Consider the following 19092-nt stretch of genomic DNA (forward strand, 5'->3'; position numbering starts at 1 on the left):
TAAGCGTTGATTGGGCAAGTTTGTTAAATCCAGTGTGATATCTATCACCGGTGATACCATGAAGGCCCCAGAGCTGGGAATCAAAATCGGCGTTTACGAGCACGGAAAGAGGAACTCGATAGCGGATTTGGGCGTTAAAGTCGGCCACGCGACGCTCATCGAAGGGGAGGACGTGAGAACTGGCGTGACGGTTCTCTTACCGCCGGTCAAGAACCCCTACAAAGAGAGGCTCTTCTCGGCCACTTTCGTCATGAACGGCTTTTCCAAGCCGATAGGCTTCGTTCAGGTTGACGAGCTTGGATACATCGAGACTCCGATAGCCCTGACGAACACGCTGAGCGTCTACACGGTCGCGAGCGCGGTGGTGAAGCACATGATTGAGCTGAATCCCGATTTGAAGAGCGTTTCCCCAGTAGTTATGGAGTGCAACGACGCTTACCTCAACAACGTCAGGAAGATGGCGGTTAGGGAGGAGCACTACTTCGAGGCACTCAAAAACGCCTCGCTGGACTTCGAGGAAGGAGCGGTTGGAGCTGGAACCGGAATGAGCGCCTTCGAGTTCAAGGGAGGAATAGGCTCGTCTTCACGGGTCGTCGAGATAGGTGGCGAAAGCTATACGGTCGCCTCGCTCGTCCTCGCGAACTTCGGGAAGAGGGAAGACCTGACCATCGCCGGCGTTCCAGTCGGCCTCGAGCTGAAGGACTACCCTGGAAGGGGAACGGTGGGAAAGGGTAGCATCTCGATGGTAATAGCGACAGACGCTCCGCTAACGGCGAGGCAACTGAATAGGCTCGCAAAGAGGGCAGTTGTTGGCCTCGCGAGGACGGGTGGCTACGCTTATCACGGCAGTGGCGACGTCGTTTTAGCTTTTTCGACTGCCCAGACTGTCCCCGTCGATAAGGAGCCACACCCGATAAGCTTCCTGCCCGACAGCGCCCTCAGCCGGCTCTTCAAGGCAACGGCTGAGGCGACGGAAGAGGCCATAATCAACGCCCTCCTGGGGGCGAAAACCGTCGAGGGCAACGGCCACGTGAGGTACGCCCTGCCGGTCGAGAAACTGCTCGAGATAATGGAAAGGTATGGGAGGCTTTCCCATTAAATCTCCTCTATTTGTGGGATTATTTCTTCTGGAGTTCCCTGTGATGCCACCTTCCCCGCGGCGATGACGATGACTTCATCAGCAAACCCCACCAAAGGACGCCACACATGCGAAACCGCAACGATGTTGAGGCCCTCCTCCTTAAGCTCCTCCAAAACCCCAGCAACCTCACGGATGCCCCTGAAATCGAGGTTTGCGAGGGGCTCATCAAGCAGAACCAGCTCAGGTCCCCCAAGAAACGCCTGTGCCAGAGAAAGCCTCTTCCTCATTCCAGCCGAGTATTCACCTATCCTCCTGTCCAAGAACTCCTTCACGGAAAAGAGCTCCGCCACCTCATCCACGTTGTCGCTCCCCCTGAACCGGGCAACGTACTCAAGCCACTCCCTCCCAGTCCTGTGCTTTGGCAACGCCGGCGGGTCGAACGAAACCCCAAGCCTACCCTTAACGCGCCTGTTACTCCACGGAGACTCACCAAGTACCTTAATCCTCCCAGAACTCGGCCTATAAAGGCCCGCGCACAGGTTCAAGAAGGTACTCTTCCCACCCCCATTCGGACCCAAGATAAGGGTGAAGCCCCTCCCAATTTCCACATTCACGCCCTCCAAAGCAACCAGCTTTCCGAAACGCTTCGTAAGGTTCTCAGCAACTATCATCTCCTTCCCCCCTTCAGCAACAAAACTGCAAGAAGTATCGCTGAGGTTCCACCCACGAAGTACTTTATCTCAAGGATTCCCCTCGAAGAGTACTTCGACGTCATCCTGTAGGCAAGAATCACCGGAGCAACCTCACTCTTAACCCAGACAAAGTAAAAACCCGCGTGCCTTATCCTCAGATACCCATTAAGCTGCCCGTTGGGGTGCTCATTCAGGAGAAACCTCCCCTCCTCCGGGTCGTAGAAGGCAACCGAGTAGTTGGTGCCCCTCCCAGCATTAGTCGTCACACGGAGTATTCCAGCAGAAGGCAGGATAAAACCGTGCTCCCTACCGGCAACTCCCGACGTCGGCGTTTTCAGAGCCCTCTCCTGAAGGGGAAACGAAAGGAGAGTAAACAAAAGAACCGCAAGAAGAAACGCCCTCACAAGCCTCATGCAACATCCCTCCACTCACTGATAATGAGAGCGAGAGAAATGGCCACGAGCGGAAGGAACAGACCCGCGTAAAACGTTCTGTTGAAGAAAGTGCTAACCCTCTCACCCGGCCCACCAAAAAGAAAATACGCCTTTATAAGTGCACTGTTAAGAACATCCGGCGGAAGAAAACCCCAACCCAAAACACCGGGAACGTACATAACCGCAATCCCCCCAAGAATGGCAGCAAACGTCGTAGGACAAAGAAGAGCTATAAGCGACGAGACGGAGGAGACGTAAAACGTTGCCTCAAACCAGTAGAGCAGGTGAAGGAGAAAGTAGCGCTGACCAAAGAGGCCCCGCACAATCATCCTCGGACTGTCACCATAAGCGTAGAGGTACGCAAAGAACGCGGCTGAGAAAGCTGAAATGAAGAGCACTATGAAAACGGCGAGGAACTTGGCGAGAACACCCTCGTAGTTCCTCATAGGAAGCGAGTACACGCTCCTCGCCACACCAGTGTCCCGGTCATACCTCATGAGGAAGGACGCAAGAATGACCCCAGTAAAGGAGAATACGACAAAGGCCTCCTTTGAAAGTCCCGGGAAAAGCGTCGCAAGGGTTTTAGCCCCGTAGTAATCAACGGTAGCCCGATTGAGACCCATCGGCATGAATGCAGTGTTGATTTTAAAGAGCTCCGTGTAGAACGTTACCGCGAGCAGGATAAAGCTGAATATGAAGATTAGGGAGATATAGGGGTCCTCAAGCTCCCACACCAGCTGTTTCCTCACGGTCCTCATCCAATCACCTCCGTTTGAGGACGATTGAAACCACCACAACCACCCCCGCGAGGGCGAGCGCCTTTGGAAGGACCGAATCCCCGCGCGCGGAACCCGCTTCCGCCCCCCAGGAGGACGTCTCCGTTCTGCCCTGAGAACCAGGAACCAAAGTCGCAGTCATTACCTGCGTAGAGGTTGAAACATTCCCAGCCCTCTCCACAATAGGTTCAAGGGTCACGGTGACGTTTTTAACATCACCATCCTCAAGATAAACCACCGCAGTACCGTTCTCATAACCTTTCAACGATGCCCTGACAAGGTACTTGCCCGGGAGCATAGTGACCTTACAAGGACTCCGACACGTCCTGTTCCCAACGATAACAAAAGCCCCACCCGGTTTCGTCCTAACAAAAAGCACGGGCAAATGCTTTAAGACCACGGCGAGGGTTTTACTCTCGTTAGGCGCGAGAACCACTCTAACACTCTCCGGCACGTAACCAGCCGCCGTAACGTTAATCACGTACTCCCCAGGCGGAAGTTCAACGCTCTTGTTCTCAACGGGCTTTCCGTTCACGAGAATGGAAGCGTTCTCAGGACTCACGTTAAAAGTAAGCCTCGCCGGCAGGGGCTTCAGCGTGAGGTTGAGCCTTCCCGTCCCGGGGATTGAGAAGCTTTCAACGGCACCGCTGCCGTTGGCAAACGCGGTAATCGTGTATTTGCCCCCGGGGAGGTAGAGGGTTGTGGGGCTTGTTCCCTCCACTCTCAGGGTGCCGTTCGTGATTACGAACTTGGCGCCCTCGGGTTTCGTGGTGATGGTGAGTTTGTAAAGCTCAACGGGCTCCTCCGTGACTTGTATAAGGCCCACCGCGGGTTTGAGGTTGTAGTGGATGGAGTACCTCTCGTGGGGGGCGAGTTTAATGACGGCGGTTAAGAGAGTGTGGTTGATCCCAACGCTGAGGTTGTAAGTGTCAATTTTTGGAATGTGCTTAATCGTTATAACATCGCCCTCCTCACTCACTCCCCTCACGTTGTAAACGTCTCGAGGAATAACCGGGAGAATTAACTTGAAGGGCGTGACCATCGAGGAGGCACTGACGTTGAACACGTACCCCTGAACGTACTCCAAGTCAGACAAAACACTGACTTCAGAAAGAGGCGTTATAAAGCTCGCATTCTTGAGCGCCAGCCCACTAGTTCCGAAGGATCCAATAATCTCGTAGAAGATGTACTCTAATTTTCCACTTATATCCTCCCTAGTACCCCGAAGATAACAGGGCATCACCGTGCCGTTGATTTCAAGCTTTGCAACATCATCCCAAACATCCTCAAGGGTCAGGGGGAGGGGTTTGTCAGTGTAATAGAATGGGCTCCAACTTCCTCCGCATCCGCCTATTAACCCGAGGCTTGGCGTGCCGTTGAATTTGGGGTAGTTCTTCCGCGAGTCGTAGGTCACTTTAACGCCAAGGATCGTGAGGTTCCCGTTAACGAGCCTGCCTGGTTCTGCATCTTGTAACTCAATAATTATGTGTTTGGACGAGTTCAGGAACACCCTCGCTTCAAGCTTGACGTGGCCATCCGCCAGCACTGTGTAGTTCCCGGCAGGAAGGATGAGCGTCACTGGAGTTTGGAAGACTCCAACCCCGGGAATGCTGACTTTCTCCACGCTGCCAGTGATGGTCAAAACACCGTAGTTCGGAGCGTGTTCGTAGGCAGTAACACCAGGAAGGAGTCCCAGGACGAGGAGCCCTATCAGAAACAATCTCTTCACTTCCACCACCTCCGTAATGCTGATGCTGTGAGAAGGAGGAGCCCGAGTATCAAGTAGTACTTTAACACAGTATCCGGGGCTCTCCCAGCTTCCTCCCTCGGGAACTGAATGTTCGTTTTATAGAGAACGAACCCGTACGGCCAGAACTCGCGAGAAGTATCGAGCTTTTTATTTATTTCAGCTGAGTGGTAATTGAATATATCGGCGGCCATTATCCCGAGGGCATAAAGCTCGGGCCAGAAACCAGAAAGGGTGGTTCCAATGGCGATTCCAGTGTCAAAATCATAGGTGATAACCATGTTCAGAGATGTTGAGAGGTAGCCACATTTAGAATATCGAAATGGTGAAGACGTTGATGCAACTTGTATTATTGGGGGATAAAACCTTCTAACGAATGTGTTGACTGATTTTTTATCATCAAACGAGACATTACGAACATAGATATCATTGCATAAAACCCCATATCTCCTGAAAAGGGAGGACCTGAAAATTAGTGCCTTCTTACTGGGAAGTTCGTACGGGAGTACAAAGAAAGAAGGAGGGCCAAGTTTAGTCCCATTGATATAATAGTAGCCACTTGTAATGTTAAGTATAAGGGTCCCCTCAAAGGTAAGTCTTGAAAGGGTACAGCCCAAATGAGGGGAAACGTTCTCCATAACAAGCACTACCTCAACCACAGCGGAGGCATTAGTAACGTTAGTTATCCTGAAAGTTAAAAACATTGAACCATACACCTCCAACGGCCAGAGACAGGATGTGTAGTTACCACCATCAATCTCCCTCGTGAAGTTAAGGCATCCCCTGGAATTAGAAGATTGCAGGGCCTCAATGAGTGCGTTCCAGTTCCTCCTTGGAAGTTCCGAGGGAATATATGCAAAACTGTTGGAGTACCCTCTGTACATTTCCTTCCCCGGAAGGATGGCATAAGTCACGTACGTCCCGTTCTTAAACCAGGAGGGTGGAGTGAACGCACTAACGGCGGGGGTTAAGAGAAGGAAAATTAAAAAGGGAAGTGAAAGAGTTCGAAGTTCCACGGGTCCACCTCCTACGGTCAATGCCAGAAGTGGGGAATCTCTGCACGTACTTTGGCTGGGTTTCTTGTACTTGGGTCTACATAATCAACTTCGGCATATGCCTTGCTATAGTCTGGAGCAATTCCCTTGTACTTACCAAGCACTCTGACTCCTTGTGCTTCTGTCACGAAGTTGGGTGATGGGGGTTTGTGGTTGGGGTCGGGGATTATCTGCACGAAGTGGCCGTTGCAGACGAGGACTTTCGCCTGAACACCTGCCCACACAAAGGTAGTGGCGCTCCAGCTCTTCTCATCCACGTCATCATCCCACGGCGTCCAGCAGGAGGTTTTTGTCGCGCTCGCCGCCGTAACCCAATGGTAAGCTCCGAGTCCCCCAAGGAGCAGGCCCCCTATCAAGAGGAGGCCGAGCACCCTCGGCACCCTCATGTCACACCCTCCGTAAGGTACACACCTGCCCTCCCAGAGAGGGCATTGGTTTATTCTACATCAACATATTTAAATTTTTTGTAAAATAAAGTAATTTAACATAAATATAAAAAGTATTTCATCTATTTATGCCAGGTTGTTATATTTAATAGTTGGCAACATCGAAATAGATAAGACTCGATATAACGGGACAATATGTTGTATTTTTATTACCATAATTTCGCTCAAAACGCTCCCAGTTCAAAAGCGCAGAAACGTTGTGTACGGTCTGCTTGGTTTCTCTATTCATGTTCCATGTGAGAAATACTTTGTTTTGTAGTTAAAATATAGAACATTCAAAATTAACACTTAAATTGTAATGGAAGATAGAAATTCTTAAATATGCAATTTTTTCTTCATAATCGGGGGTGATGAACTTGACGCGGATAGTGTTAACGGCCGACGAGACTCTGACGAGCACATACCACGACGTCCCACTGCTCGACTTCCTGGGCTGTGCTCCCTACGACAAACTCCCCAAATGGGTCTTCAGGGTGATGGACTCCCAGCTCCCCGACAGGGACGGCGTTCTAACGCAGGCCCCCTACGGCCTCAGGAAGGTTGAGGCTGCCCTGCTGAGGGACGGGTTTAAGCGGAGCGAGGTCGTAGTTGCCCACCCGCGGAAGGTCGAGAAGTTCATAGGAGAGGATACCACCGTAGTGGCGCTCTACGAGATGGACCCCCTGGGTCTCGGTCCAGTGAGCATGATGTTCACAAACGGGGGACAGTGGAAGAACTACACCAGCGTCAAGTTCATAGAGCTCGTGGAGAGAATAAACGCGGTCAGGGAAAGGAGAAGACTCAATTTTAAGCTCATCGTCGGTGGCCCGGGGGCGTGGCAGCTTGAATTTAGAAGGGAAGAGCGCGAGAGGCTCGGAATAGACCACGTTGTCATCGGAGAGGTTGACCACATCGCCGGAGAGCTCTTTCGGGAGATAGAATCTGGAACGGCTGACGAGACCGTGATGGTTAAGGGATGGCCGAGGGTTGAGCAGATTCCAACGATAGTCGCCCCCTCCTATAAGGGGCTCGTCGAGGTCATGCGGGGCTGTGGAAGGGGCTGCCGCTTTTGCGAGCCAAACCTGAGGGTCGCCCGCTTTATGCCGCTTGAGAGAATTGAGGAGGAAATAAAGCTCAACGTCAGGGCAGGGATAGACCACGCATGGCTCCACAGTGAGGATATTTTCCTCTACAGGGTCGAGGACAGGAAAACCTTCTACCCCAACGTCGATGCAGTCGTTGAGCTCTTTGAGACCGCCAGGAAGTACACGGGGAACGTGAACCCCACCCACGGAACCGTTGCGGCGGCGCTGGCCGCACCCGGCATGATAGAGGTTATCTCGGGCATCGTTGACGCCGGTCCAAACCACTGGATTGGAATACAGGTAGGTTTCGAGACCGCGGCGCCGGAGCTCATTGGGAAGTACATGAACAACAAGATGAAGCCGTTCTCGCCGGAGGAGTGGCCGTGGGTTCTGCTCAACGGAACTTACGTATTCAACAAGAACTACTGGTTCCCGGCGTACACCACGATACTCGGCTTGCCCGGCGACACCGACGAGTATGAAATAGAAACCGCCAGGCTAATAATCACGATGGAGAGGGAGCTCGAGAACAAACTCGGCAGCAGGGCCCACTTTACGGTTACACCCCTCGCCTTCGTGCCAATGGGACTCTTAAAGGACCAGGAGTTTTACCGCATCGAGGACATGATAACCTACGGCCAGTTCCTGCACCTCTACTATGCATGGAAGCACCTCGGGAAGGAAGTCGTTAGGGGACTGCCGCAGTTGCTCCGCGGAAATCCCTTCCTGATTCCTTTCTATCCTCTGGCGCGCTTCGGTGTGAGGGTTGTCCTCAGGCAGATAGAGAAATGGGGCAAGAAGAAGGGCTATGAAGTGAAACCCCTCGAGCCGCTCGATTTGCACATCGAGGTCGAGGAGCACAGGTGGTACGACCAGCCAAGCCTCGCCGAGGCCTACTAATCCTTTATCTCCTCGTACTTCTTCTTCATCAGGAGTGCGTCCTCCTCGATGTTGGGGCTCTCGCTTATGACAACGCCCTTGACGCGGAACTCCTTGAGAACGCGAAGCAGGTCCTCCCAGTTCATGTCGCTCTCCCGGAGCGGGAGGTGTCTCTTCTCCCCCTTTTCGGTGTACTCGATACCGCTCATGTGGATGTGCATGTTGTCCAGAGCCTCTCTACCAAGCCTGTCCTCGATAAATGCCAGCATCTCGCGCCACTCTTCAACGGAGTTGCACCTACCTTTGTTCCTCGCGTGGGCGTGAGCAAAGTCTATCGTCGGAAGAACCGTCTCAAGCTCCTCGCTGAGCTTCACTATCTCCTTAAGGTCGCCGAACTGGGTCGGTTTTCCGGTCAGCTCAGGCCTGAGCCAGACTTTGACGCCCCTGTCCAGGAGCTCCCTCTCAATCTCCTTCAGCGCGTCCCTGATTCTGTTGTAGACCTTCGCCGGGTCCTGCTTGAGGTAGTAGCCCGCGTGAAAGACGACGCTCCAGCCACCCGCCTGATAAAGCCTCTCGGCGCTCTGGATTATCCTCCTCTTGCTTGCCTCGACCTTTGCCTTCTCGTTCGCGTTGAGGTTGATGTAGTAAGGGGCGTGCGCCGTGAGCAGGACGTCGTGCTTTTTGGCGACGTACTTGATTTTCTTCGCGAGTTCGGGCTTTAGATTGACGCCTCTGACGAATTCAAGCTCCATCGCGTCCAGCCCAAGGTTTCTCACGTGGATGATGCCGTCTATCGTTGAGCGCTTTGGCGTTGAGAGCGGTATTCCAGCGGTTCCGAAACGCAACCTGTCTACTTTGAACATCCCTCTCACCGGTTTGATTAGGGAAGCCTAACTTAAAAACTTACCTCCACCTTCTCCCCAAGGTAGTCCTCCAGCTTCTTCAACTCCTCCTTGAGCTCGGCCTCGATTCTCAGAAGTTTTCTCTCGAGTTTCTTAACGTCGTCCGCCAGCAGGGATAATTCCCGTTCTATGGCAAGGAGTTCATCCTGAACGGGCTTAACGCTTCTCAGGAGCTCTTCCCGCTGTGCCTCAAGCCCTTCCAGCTCCCTACGAAGTCCACTCAGCTCGGACAGCTTATCGTCGAGGTTTTCCATCAACCACTCCGCGGCCTTCTTTGCCTTTCCATCCAACCTTGGATAGACCTTGAGGAGGAGTGAGAGAAACTCATCGGACCTCTCAATGGCAACCCCGCTGTCCCGGGCAACCTCATCGGCTATTCCGCCGAGACGCATCCTCTTCAGCGGTTTCTGGAGCTTTGAGACCTTCGAACGGAGTTCAAGCTCGATTGAACGAATCTTAGAAGAAATTTCGCGAATTTGCCTCTCAACCTTCGCGAACTCCTCCGATGAAAGGAGAGACTCGAGTTTTTTCCTTTCCTCCTCGAGCTCGCGGGCAAGCTTTGAAAGTGCATCCCTCTTGGCCTGGAATTCACGCTGAGCCTTTCTGAGCTCCTCAAGCTTCTCCACGACGTCAATCTCGGGCGGGACGCTTTTTTCGAGCTCTTCCCTGAACTCTGTGTAACCTTCGCTGAGCTCCTTGAGAAGAGAATTAACCGCGTAGACCTCTTTCTCGAAGAGAATCATGACGTGCTTTCCGTAGTCGACGTGGACTTTCGCAAGGTCTGGAAGACGCTTTCCAAGGTCATCGATACTCTGAATTCCCTCAAGGGCGTGCCTCATCGCACTTACGTAGTTCCTCCTGTCGGCCTCAACTATCTGGAGGAGCCTCTCGTCCACGTTCTTGGGGGGTTTAGCCTTCTCCAGCTTCCCAACGGCCTTGAGAAGTTCCTTTTTCTTCTTGCCGAGCCACTTGTTGTACTTCTTTCTGAGCTTTTCGGCCTTTTTCAGGCCTTCCTCACGCCTCAGCTCGTACTCCCGTATCGCTTCCTCCAGTCTCAACCTTCATCCATCCCTTAACTTTTCCACGAAGGTAAACACCAACAACAACGGCAAGCGCAACGTCGGCAATCGCGAAGAGCAGTTTCTGGAAGACGTCTATGTCCGAAATCGTCAGTATCGCGAGGGCGTAGCGGGTGGTGAGGTCAATAGTAACCCAGAGGGCAGGCGTCATGAGAAGGGCAGACGTGTAGTACCAGATGTGGTGGTCCTTCTTGAGGTAAGCTTGTATAACCCTCCCAGCCATCATGACCGCTATGCCCAAGGCAATCGAGCCTGCCAGGGCGTTGAGATAAATCAGGGTCGCCAAGAGTGACGTTCCCGGGTAGCTACCGATTAGCTTGAGCGAATAACTCTCCAAGTTGAGGTAAGCGTTTATCGCACCGCTCGCTATGACAAGGATTCCAGCGATGACGGACAGGACAACTATGAACTGCTCGACGACGGCCCTCCGTATGGACGCAAGAAACCGTCCGAGGCTGAAGTTAAAGCCCTTTGTAAAGAATATCCCGCCGATTATGAGCAGGATGGTCCCCCAGATGACGGTTGAGACTATCTTCTCGCTCTCGGGATACCACACGCCCACGAGCTTGGCTATTCCATACGACAGCGCCATCAAGCCGGGGATTCCGAAGACGACGCGCGCGACCTCAGGGTCGCTCAGGATTTCCTTCATGTACTTGACGATGATGTACCATGTTGTCTCTATCCCAGGGCTCTGCTTGACTACGACGCGGTGGGAGGTTATGATTGGGACCTTCGAGGTGATAATCGGGAAAATCTGCTCGTCCTCGGCCCCATCGGTAACGGGGATAACTCCATCGGCTGGAAAGACCTTGAGAACCTCCTCAAGCTGTCTCGCGAGCTCCATATCACTCTTTAACCCAACCTTCGGGTGGCCGGTTATTATCGCAACCTCAACCTCGTCGAATTCCCCCTTCTTCTCGAGCTCATCCCGTAGCTTAACGGCCGCGTAAACGACGTTCGCGTCGCTGTCCTCCGGGTCGGCCAGGCTGAGCTTCAGGGCGGCGTCTATACAGGCCTCTCGCCCTATGACAGGACCCTTAACGCCCGCCTTCTTGCCAAAGTCATCGTCCCTGTCTATCGCCAGAACGAGAATCCTCATCCTCGCACCTCTCCAACCTTTTCGAGGACGGATTTGACCTTGTCCTCCATGTGCCGCTCTTTATCGCGTCTGTCGTCTATTCTCACCGTCGTCGAGACTCTCTCAGCGCCGAGCTTGAACATGAGCTCGTGGGCCTCTTCGATTATTTCAAAAGCCTTCCCAACGGTGTCAGTCTCGATGATTGTGGCCATCGGGGTCAACTGATATTTAACGCCCTTCCTCTCTAAAAGCTTTATCACCTCGGCGACGTACCTGCTCAGGCTCTTTTCCCCAAGGGGAACCACCACGAACTCGACGATGACCATTCCCGACACCGCCTTAATCTCCTCACGAAGTAATTTAAGGGTTGCGATAGGTTAATAAACTAACGAGAGGTAATTTTAACGGGTGGGAACCATGTACAGGATTAAGGACGAGTGGGGCGAGTTCTTGGTTAAGCTCGCGAGGAAAGCAATCGAGGAGTATGTGAGGAACAGAAGGGTCATCGAACCTCCAGAGGACACCCCACCAGAGCTCTGGGAAAAAATGGGCGTCTTCGTGACCCTCAACCGCTACAACGCCCCGCCACAGATGGCGCTTCGCGGATGCATAGGCTTCCCCCTGCCGATTTACCCGCTGGTCGAGGCGACGATTAAGGCGGCAATCCACGCGGCTGTGGAAGACCCGCGCTTCCCGCCGGTTAGGGAGAGCGAACTTGACGATTTGGTGGTGGAGGTCAGCGTCCTGACTCCGCCGGAGCCGGTGGAGGGTCCACCCAAGGAGAGGCCGGGGAAGATAAAGGTCGGCAGAGATGGTCTAATAATCGAGAAGGGCATATACTCGGGCTTACTGCTCCCGCAGGTGCCCATAGAGTGGGGCTGGGACGAGGAGGAGTTCTTAGCTCAAACCTGCTGGAAGGCCGGTCTTCCACCGGACTGCTGGCTCGACCCGGGCACGAAGGTCTACCGCTTCACCGCTGAGATTTTCGAGGAGGAGTACCCGAGGGGACCGGTGAGGAGGAAGCCGTTGGTTTAACCCTTTCTCATCTTCGCTATGAAGAAGCTGTTGCAGTCGTGCCTGTGCGTCCACGCGCGGAAGACCTTGTCGCCGATTTCGAGGAAGCCTTTATCGCCCCAGCTGAAATCGTAGGGGATTACCTCCAGTCCAACCCTCTCGACGGCGAAGAGGACGTTCTCCTCGTCTTCATCAATCCTAATCGAGCACGTCGAGTAGGTCATCTCACCGCCGTCGCGCAGGTTCTCATAGGCGTTGCGGAGCATGTTCCTCTGGACGCTTATTATGCGCTTAATCTTGTTCCCGTCGAAGCGCCACTTCACTTCAGGGAACTGCCGGTAGGTTCCGGAGCTTGAGCACGGGGCGTCGAGGATTATCTTATCGAACTTGGCCTTATCCCTAAAGCTCTGCCCGTCCGCGTGAACCAGCTTGACGTTTTTGATTCCTAAAAGCTTCATCTTCTCCTTCATGCGCATGAGCCTGTCATAGGAGTAGTCCACTGCGACTATCTCGCCTTTGTTTTCCATTAATGCGGCGGCGTGGAAGGTTTTTGAACCTGGGGCGGCGGCCAAATCAAGAACCCTCTCACCCGGCTTCGGACTGAGAACGTGGGCGACGTAAGCGCTCGCTAAATCCTGAATGACGAACTTCCCCTCTTTATACCAGCCAAGCCTCGTCACCGGCGTCTTGTAGTCGAGGACCTTCAGAACGTCCGGAACTGGTGTTAGGGCCGTCCTCACACCGTTCTCCTCAAGGTAATCGCGGAGGGAATCTACGTCGGTCTTGAGCGTGTTCGCGCGAACGTAGTATCTCTGAGGCCTGTTGTTGCTGAGGAGTAAGCGAACGGCTTCGTCGTAGCCTAAAAGCTCTATCACGTACTCAACGTACCAGCGCGGGTGGGAGAAGCGAACCGAGAGCCACTCAATCCTATCCCTCTCCTTGAGCCGTCTCAAGGCCCTCTCCACGTCGAACTTCTCTATCGAGTGCATCAGCGCGTTGACGAACTTCGCCCGGCTGAAGTCAAAGCGCTCCTTGACGACCCTCACGACGGAGTCGGTAGCTATGGCGGGAGGGACCTTCCGGAAGTGGATTTCAAAGGTTCCAATTCGGAGGAGATTAGCGAGATAGGGGTCAAGGTCTTCCACCCTCGAACCCTTCAGCACGGAGTTTATGATGAAGTCTATTTTCCCCCTCCACTTCTCAATCTCGAAGACGTAGGCGTGAGCCAGTCCGCGAGCCTTCTCCCTGTCCTTTCCGGCAACCTTCCGGAAGACCCGCTCAAGGGCGTGCTTGGAGGAGAGCTCACGCTCCTCAACTAAGCTCAAAGCGTCCGCAACGACCTCCTGAAAGCTCACCCTGTAAAACAGCTCCATGCTCGGCCCTTCGCGGGGCGCTTTAAAAAGGTGGCGGTGAGGTTTATTAGTTCCGAGTGCAATTTCATAACGGTGGGAGCATGGAAGAGGTTGACAGGCTCGTCTTCAACTTTCCCCTGTTCAAAGATTACCGTGAGAAAGAGCGCTTCCTAAAGGTGATTAGACTGCTCGTAAGCCACCAGATAACGTTTGAGAAAGCCGCAGAGTTGCTCGATATGAGGTTAGATGAACTTGCATTTCTCCTCGACAAGTTAGGCGTTGAGTACTCCCTTCTCGATGAGGAGGAGGCGAGGCTTGAGCGTGAGAGCGCCCACTGGATTTTGAACAACCTGCGTGGTGAGTTGTCATGATTCTCGATACCGACTACATCACCGAGAACGGGAAGCCCGTGATAAGGGTCTTCAAGAAGGAGAAAGGCGAGTTTAAAATCGAGTACGACAGAACCTTCGAGCCCTACTTCTACGCCCTTCTGAAGGACGATTCGGTGATAGAGGACGTTAAGAAAGTAACGGCAAAGAGGCACGGGACGGTCGTCAGGGTGAAGCGCGCCGAGAAGGTGCAGAAGAAGTTCCTCGGCAGGCCGATAGAGGTCTGGAAGCTCTACTTCAACCATCCTCAGGACGTCCCGGCGATTCGAGACAAGATACGCGCCCACCCCGCCGTCGTTGATATCTACGAGTACGACATACCCTTCGCCAAGCGCTACCTCATCGACAAAGGCTTAATCCCGATGGAGGGCGACGAGGAGCTCACGATGCTCGCCTTCGACATCGAAACGCTCTATCACGAAGGCGAGGAGTTCGCCGAGGGCCCGATCCTCATGATAAGCTACGCCGACGAGAACGGGGCGAGGGTCATAACCTGGAAGAAGATTGACCTGCCTTATGTGGACGTCGTCTCGACCGAGAAGGAGATGATTAAGCGCTTCCTCCGCGTCGTCAGGGAGAAGGACCCCGACGTGCTCATCACCTACAACGGCGACAACTTCGACTTCGCCTACCTGAAGAAGCGCTGTGAGAAGCTTGGAATAAAGTTCACACTCGGCAGGGACGGGAGCGAGCCGAAGATACAGCGAATGGGCGACCGCTTTGCCGTCGAGGTGAAGGGCAGGATTCACTTCGACCTCTATCCCGTCATAAGGCACACCATAAACCTCCCGACCTACACCCTTGAGGCCGTTTACGAGGCTGTCTTTGGCACCCCAAAGGAGAAGGTTTACGCCGAAGAGATAGCGCAGGCCTGGGAGAGCGGGGAGGGCCTTGAAAGGGTTGCAAAATACTCGATGGAGGACGCGAAAGTAACCTACGAGCTGGGAAGGGAGTTCTTCCCGATGGAAGCTCAGCTCTCCCGCCTTATAGGTCAGAGCCTCTGGGACGTCTCGCGCTCGAGCACCGGAAATTTAGTTGAGTGGTTCCTCCTGCGGAAGGCCTACGAGAGGAACGAACTGGCCCCAAACAAGCCCGACGAGAGGGAGCTCGCGAGACGGCGCGGGGGCTACGCGGGGGGATACGTTAAAGAACCAGAGCGAGGATTATGGGACAATATTGTGTATTTGGATTTCATGAGCCTGTACCCCTCAATAATCATAACCCACAACGTCTCGCCGGATACCCTCAACCGCGAGGGCTGTAAAGAGTACGACGTCGCCCCTGAGGTTGGACACAAGTTCTGTAAGGACTTCCCCGGCTTCATACCGAGCCTCCTGGGAGATTTGCTCGAGGAGAGGCAGAAGATAAAGCGGAAGATGAAGGCAACGGTTGACCCGCTGGAGAAGAAGCTCCTCGATTACAGGCAACGCGCTATCAAAATCCTGGCCAACAGCCTCCTGCCAGAAGAGTGGATTCCTGTAGTTGAGAAGGGGAGGGTCAAGCTCGTTAGGATTGGTGAGTTCGTGGATGGACTTGTGGAAGGCGAGGAAGAGAGGGTCAAAAAAGACGGGGACACTGAGGTTCTTGAAATTAGCGGAATTCGTGTGGTTTCATTTGACAGGAAGACGAAGAGAGCCCGCCTAATGCCCGTGAAAGCCCTGATAAGGCATCGCTATTCTGGAAACGTCTACGAGATAACCCTAAGCTCAGGCAGGAGAATAACCGTAACAGAGGGCCACAGCCTCTTTGCCTACAGGAATGGAAAGCTGGCCGAAGTAACTGGAGGGGAAATCAGAGCCGGAGACCTCCTCGCGGTTCCAAAGCGCGTGCACCTGCCCGAAAGAAAGGAAACGTTGAACATTGTCCAACTACTTCTCGAACTGCCGGAGGAAGAAACGGGGGACATAGTACTGACGATTCCGACGAGAGGCAGAAAGAACTTCTTCAAGGGAATGCTCAGAACCCTCCGCTGGATTTTCGGCGAGGAAAAGAGGCCGAGAACTGCGAGGCGCTACTTGAAGCACCTGGAGAAGCTCGGATACGTAAAACTCAGGAAAATTGGCTACGAAATCATCGACGGGGAAGGGCTCAAAAAGTACAGGGCTCTCTACGAGGGCTTGGTGGAAGCTGTCAGATACAACCGCAATAGAAGGGAGTATCTCATCGAATTCAACGCCGTTAGAGACGTTATAGCGCTCATGCCTGAGGAGGAGCTGAAGGAGTGGAAAATTGGAACCAGAAACGGCTTTAGGATGAGCCCGTTTATAGAGGTCGATGAGAACTTCGCAAAGCTCCTTGGCTACTACGTGAGCGAGGGCTACGCGGGCAAGCAGAGGAACCAGAAGAACGGCTGGAGTTATTCCGTTAAGCTTTACAACAACGATGAGAGCGTTCTCGACGACATGGAGCGTCTCTCAGAAAGGTTCTTTGGAAAGGTGAGACGTGGGAAGAACTACGTCGAGATTCCAAAGAAAATGGCGTGCATTATCTTTGAGGCTCTCTGCGGGACTTTAGCGGAGAACAAGCGGGTTCCAGAGGTAATTTTCACCTCCCCCGAAAGCGTGCGCTGGGCATTCCTTGAGGGATACTTCATCGGTGACGGCGACGTTCACCCGGACAAGAGGGTTCGCCTTTCGACAAAGAGCGAGCTCCTAGCGAACGGCCTGGTCCTTCTCCTCAACTCCCTCGGCGTCTCTGCCATCAAGCTTAGATACGACAGCGGAGTTTACAGGGTCTATGTGAACGAGGAGCTTCCGTTCACGGACTACAAAAAGAAAAAGAACACCTATTATTCCCACGTTATTCCGAAGGAAGTGCTTGAGGAAACGTTCGGTAAGGTCTTCCAGAAGAACATGAGCTACGAAAAGTTCCGGGAGCTCGTTGATGACGGAAGACTCGACGGGGAGAAGGCCAAGAGAATAGAATGGCTAATCAATGGGGACATCGTCCTAGACAAGGTCGTGGAAGTCAAAAAGAGGCACTATGAGGGCCACGTCTACGACCTGAGCGTTGAGGAAGACGAGAACTTTTTGGCTGGCTTTGGACTCCTCTACGCGCACAACAGTTACTACGGCTACTACGGCTACGCCAAGGCCCGGTGGTACTGCAGGGAGTGCGCTGAGAGCGTTACGGCATGGGGAAGGGAGTACATAGAAACCACCATCCGCGAAATAGAGGAGAAATTCGGCTTTAAAGTGCTCTACGCGGACACAGATGGATTTTTTGCAACAATCCCCGGAGCCGACGCCGAGACCGTGAAGAAGAAGGCCAAGGAGTTCCTCAAGTACATCAACGCGAAACTGCCCGGCCTGCTCGAACTTGAGTACGAAGGCTTCTACGTGAGGGGGTTCTTCGTCACGAAGAAGAAGTACGCTGTGATAGACGAGGAGGGCAAGATAACAACGCGCGGGCTGGAGATTGTAAGGCGCGACTGGAGCGAGATAGCGAAGGAGACGCAGGCGAGAGTTCTCGAGGCGATACTCAAGCACGGTGACGTTGAAGAAGCCGTCAGGATAGTCAAGGAAGTGACGGAAAAGCTGAGCAAGTACGAGGTTCCGCCCGAGAAGCTGGTAATCCACGAGCAGATAACGCGCGATTTGAGGGAATACAAGGCAACAGGTCCGCACGTTGCCGTGGCGAAGAGGCTCGCGGCGCGTGGAGTGAAAATCCGACCCGGCACGGTGATAAGCTACATCGTCCTAAAGGGCTCTGGAAGGATAGGCGACAGGGCGATTCCCTTCGACGAGTTCGACCCGACGAAGCACCGCTACGATGCGGAGTACTACATCGAGAACCAGGTTCTTCCCGCTGTCGAGAGGATTCTAAAGGCCTTCGGCTACCGGAAGGAAGACTTAAGGTATCAGAAGACGAAGCAGGTCGGCTTGGGCGCGTGGCTGAAGGTAAATTAAACTTTAAGAATCATCTTTGCTCCTACTATTTTTATACTTTTTTATATTGTTTAGATCGCTTTCTAATAGTTTCACCACAGGATTGTCTGGCCCAGTTTTGTATTTTAAGATGGTTATAATATCCTCCCCATAGTTTCTAATCAGATACATGTATAGCTTGTAGTGGTTCTTCCTTAGATCTAAGATACGACTATCCTTGTGGAATATATCCTGCATACAAGCCCAACATCCAACTCGCTTATATCCCATATTATAAAGCGGATTTATAGGAAGGTCGTGCCTTTTTATATATTCCCACACATCTTTTTCAGTGAAGAAGAATATTGGCCAACTTATCACCGTATTATATACCGAAGAAAAACGGATAGCTCCAAAATCCGCTAAGTTAAACTTTCTCATCACACTTTCATGAACGCGATTCCCAACAAATATAAGATCTATTTCCTTTTCTTTAACTAGTCTTTTTACTGGTTTTTCTTTTAATTCATAGCAACATTTATTCCCAATTTTTATCCCTGTATCTTCTTGCATCTTCTTCATGAAAAATTGACTCCCTCTGCCTCCAATTGGATACCCTTTTTTGGAAATTATTTTCCAAAAACTTGTGTCTGGTCTAACTTCTACTAGATTTAGGTTCCAGTCTTTGGCTAAGGTTTTTATGTATCTAATTGTCTCAGGAAATTCAACACCTGTATTATCAAATATCACAAGAATATTTGGCATTAATTGTCTCACTAAATGAAGCACGACAATACTATCTTTTCCTCCGCTAAATGCAACTGCAGGATTTTTTGAATAGGCAAGAGACTTCCTGATGATTTTAAGGGATATTTCTACCTTTTCATCAAGAGAAAGTTTTGAAATATTAGATAATAGATGATTTAATTTTTTTAATCTCCTTATTTTAGCCGTCTTATCAACTTTTAGTTTTGGGGGTTCTTTTGGTTGTAATAGCACCTTTGTGGTGTTTAGAACATATCTTATTTGATGTTTAGACTTTAAAAGGTCTAGTTCTTCAAATGATATACCTAGTGTCTTGGGTAACTCGTTGATTTCAACTAATAAAGGAGTAAAAGTTTCCTCGAATTCTCTGACTATAATAGAATATGCAATTTCTAACCGTTTATCAACCATATCTTCGCGACTCAGACTTTCCATTGGTATCACCCCACTATGTGGTAGTTTAAGAAAGA

At 52.2% G+C, this 19092-nt stretch carries 17 protein-coding genes; 5 read left to right on the forward strand and 12 right to left on the reverse strand.

Annotation, left to right across the window (positions count from 1 at the left end):
* The first annotated feature begins 58 nt into the window (after positions 1 to 58).
* Positions 59 to 1099 (forward strand): DmpA family aminopeptidase, encoded by a 1041-nt coding sequence (locus tag ACYQ04_RS07580; RefSeq protein ID WP_460128553.1) that lies wholly within the window; start codon positions 59 to 61, stop codon positions 1097 to 1099.
* Here the strand turns inward: ACYQ04_RS07580 and ACYQ04_RS07585 are convergent.
* The 6 genes from ACYQ04_RS07585 to ACYQ04_RS07610 are packed head-to-tail and all read right to left on the reverse strand — an operon-like array spanning position 1096 to position 6171.
* A complete protein-coding gene (locus ACYQ04_RS07585) occupies positions 1096 to 1752 on the reverse strand; it encodes an ABC transporter ATP-binding protein (protein ID WP_460128555.1) in 657 nt (218 codons plus the stop codon). The genes ACYQ04_RS07580 and ACYQ04_RS07585 overlap by 4 nt on opposite strands.
* Positions 1749 to 2186, reverse strand: coding sequence for a hypothetical protein (locus ACYQ04_RS07590; protein ID WP_460128557.1), 438 nt, complete (start codon positions 2184 to 2186; stop codon positions 1749 to 1751). Before ACYQ04_RS07590 ends, ACYQ04_RS07585 begins: the two co-directional genes overlap by 4 nt.
* Positions 2183 to 2965 carry an ABC transporter permease gene (locus tag ACYQ04_RS07595; protein ID WP_460128559.1) on the reverse strand — a complete coding sequence of 261 codons (783 nt, stop codon included), beginning with the start codon at positions 2963 to 2965 and terminating at the stop codon, positions 2183 to 2185. The genes ACYQ04_RS07590 and ACYQ04_RS07595 overlap by 4 nt, the downstream gene beginning before the upstream one ends.
* Positions 2966 to 2969: 4 nt before the next feature.
* The gene (locus ACYQ04_RS07600; RefSeq protein WP_460128561.1) at positions 2970 to 4718 is read right to left on the reverse strand and encodes a PEGA domain-containing protein; all 1749 of its coding nucleotides are present in this window, start codon (positions 4716 to 4718) and stop codon (positions 2970 to 2972) included.
* Positions 4709 to 5746: a hypothetical protein gene (locus ACYQ04_RS07605; protein WP_460128563.1), complete on the reverse strand. Its 1038-nt coding sequence runs from the start codon at positions 5744 to 5746 to the stop codon at positions 4709 to 4711. The genes ACYQ04_RS07600 and ACYQ04_RS07605 overlap by 10 nt, the downstream gene beginning before the upstream one ends.
* Before the next feature lie 17 nt (positions 5747 to 5763).
* Positions 5764 to 6171 carry a hypothetical protein gene (locus ACYQ04_RS07610; protein WP_460128565.1) on the reverse strand — a complete coding sequence of 136 codons (408 nt, stop codon included), beginning with the start codon at positions 6169 to 6171 and terminating at the stop codon, positions 5764 to 5766.
* A gap of 410 nt (positions 6172 to 6581) precedes the next feature.
* On the opposite strand from ACYQ04_RS07610, the gene ACYQ04_RS07615 reads away from it, so the two are divergent.
* A complete protein-coding gene (locus ACYQ04_RS07615) occupies positions 6582 to 8195 on the forward strand; it encodes a B12-binding domain-containing radical SAM protein (protein WP_460128567.1) in 1614 nt (537 codons plus the stop codon).
* Here the strand turns inward: ACYQ04_RS07615 and ACYQ04_RS07620 are convergent.
* Genes ACYQ04_RS07620 through ACYQ04_RS07635 form a run of 4 tightly spaced genes read right to left on the reverse strand, consistent with a single transcriptional unit; the run spans position 8192 to position 11562 of the window.
* Positions 8192 to 9037, reverse strand: coding sequence for a deoxyribonuclease IV (locus ACYQ04_RS07620; protein ID WP_460130053.1), 846 nt, complete (start codon positions 9035 to 9037; stop codon positions 8192 to 8194). The genes ACYQ04_RS07615 and ACYQ04_RS07620 overlap by 4 nt on opposite strands.
* A gap of 32 nt (positions 9038 to 9069) precedes the next feature.
* A complete protein-coding gene (locus ACYQ04_RS07625) occupies positions 9070 to 10134 on the reverse strand; it encodes a hypothetical protein (protein WP_460128569.1) in 1065 nt (354 codons plus the stop codon).
* Positions 10091 to 11257 (reverse strand): DUF373 family protein, encoded by a 1167-nt coding sequence (locus ACYQ04_RS07630; RefSeq protein WP_460128571.1) that lies wholly within the window; start codon positions 11255 to 11257, stop codon positions 10091 to 10093. Before ACYQ04_RS07630 ends, ACYQ04_RS07625 begins: the two co-directional genes overlap by 44 nt.
* A complete protein-coding gene (locus ACYQ04_RS07635) occupies positions 11254 to 11562 on the reverse strand; it encodes an MTH1187 family thiamine-binding protein (protein WP_460130055.1) in 309 nt (102 codons plus the stop codon). Before ACYQ04_RS07635 ends, ACYQ04_RS07630 begins: the two co-directional genes overlap by 4 nt.
* A gap of 91 nt (positions 11563 to 11653) precedes the next feature.
* Here ACYQ04_RS07635 and ACYQ04_RS07640 point away from each other — a divergent pair, with 91 nt between their 5' ends.
* A complete protein-coding gene (locus ACYQ04_RS07640; RefSeq protein ID WP_460130057.1) occupies positions 11654 to 12271 on the forward strand; it encodes a TIGR00296 family protein in 618 nt (205 codons plus the stop codon).
* Here ACYQ04_RS07640 and ACYQ04_RS07645 read toward each other — a convergent pair.
* Entirely contained in the window at positions 12268 to 13623 is a 1356-nt protein-coding gene (locus ACYQ04_RS07645) for an RsmB/NOP family class I SAM-dependent RNA methyltransferase (RefSeq protein WP_460128573.1), read from the reverse strand. The two genes, ACYQ04_RS07640 and ACYQ04_RS07645, sit on opposite strands and share 4 nt — an antisense overlap.
* An 80-nt stretch (positions 13624 to 13703) precedes the next feature.
* Between ACYQ04_RS07645 and ACYQ04_RS07650 the strand changes: the two genes are divergently transcribed.
* Positions 13704 to 13973 (forward strand): hypothetical protein, encoded by a 270-nt coding sequence (locus ACYQ04_RS07650; RefSeq protein ID WP_460128575.1) that lies wholly within the window; start codon positions 13704 to 13706, stop codon positions 13971 to 13973.
* Positions 13970 to 17899 carry a DNA polymerase domain-containing protein gene (locus ACYQ04_RS07655; RefSeq protein ID WP_460128577.1) on the forward strand — a complete coding sequence of 1310 codons (3930 nt, stop codon included), beginning with the start codon at positions 13970 to 13972 and terminating at the stop codon, positions 17897 to 17899. Before ACYQ04_RS07650 ends, ACYQ04_RS07655 begins: the two co-directional genes overlap by 4 nt.
* A gap of 3 nt (positions 17900 to 17902) precedes the next feature.
* Here the strand turns inward: ACYQ04_RS07655 and ACYQ04_RS07660 are convergent, their stop codons facing one another.
* Positions 17903 to 19057 carry a phosphoadenosine phosphosulfate reductase family protein gene (locus tag ACYQ04_RS07660; RefSeq protein WP_460128579.1) on the reverse strand — a complete coding sequence of 385 codons (1155 nt, stop codon included), beginning with the start codon at positions 19055 to 19057 and terminating at the stop codon, positions 17903 to 17905.
* Between the last annotated feature and the right edge of the window lie 35 nt (positions 19058 to 19092).

This window comes from Thermococcus prieurii (assembly GCF_054657655.1).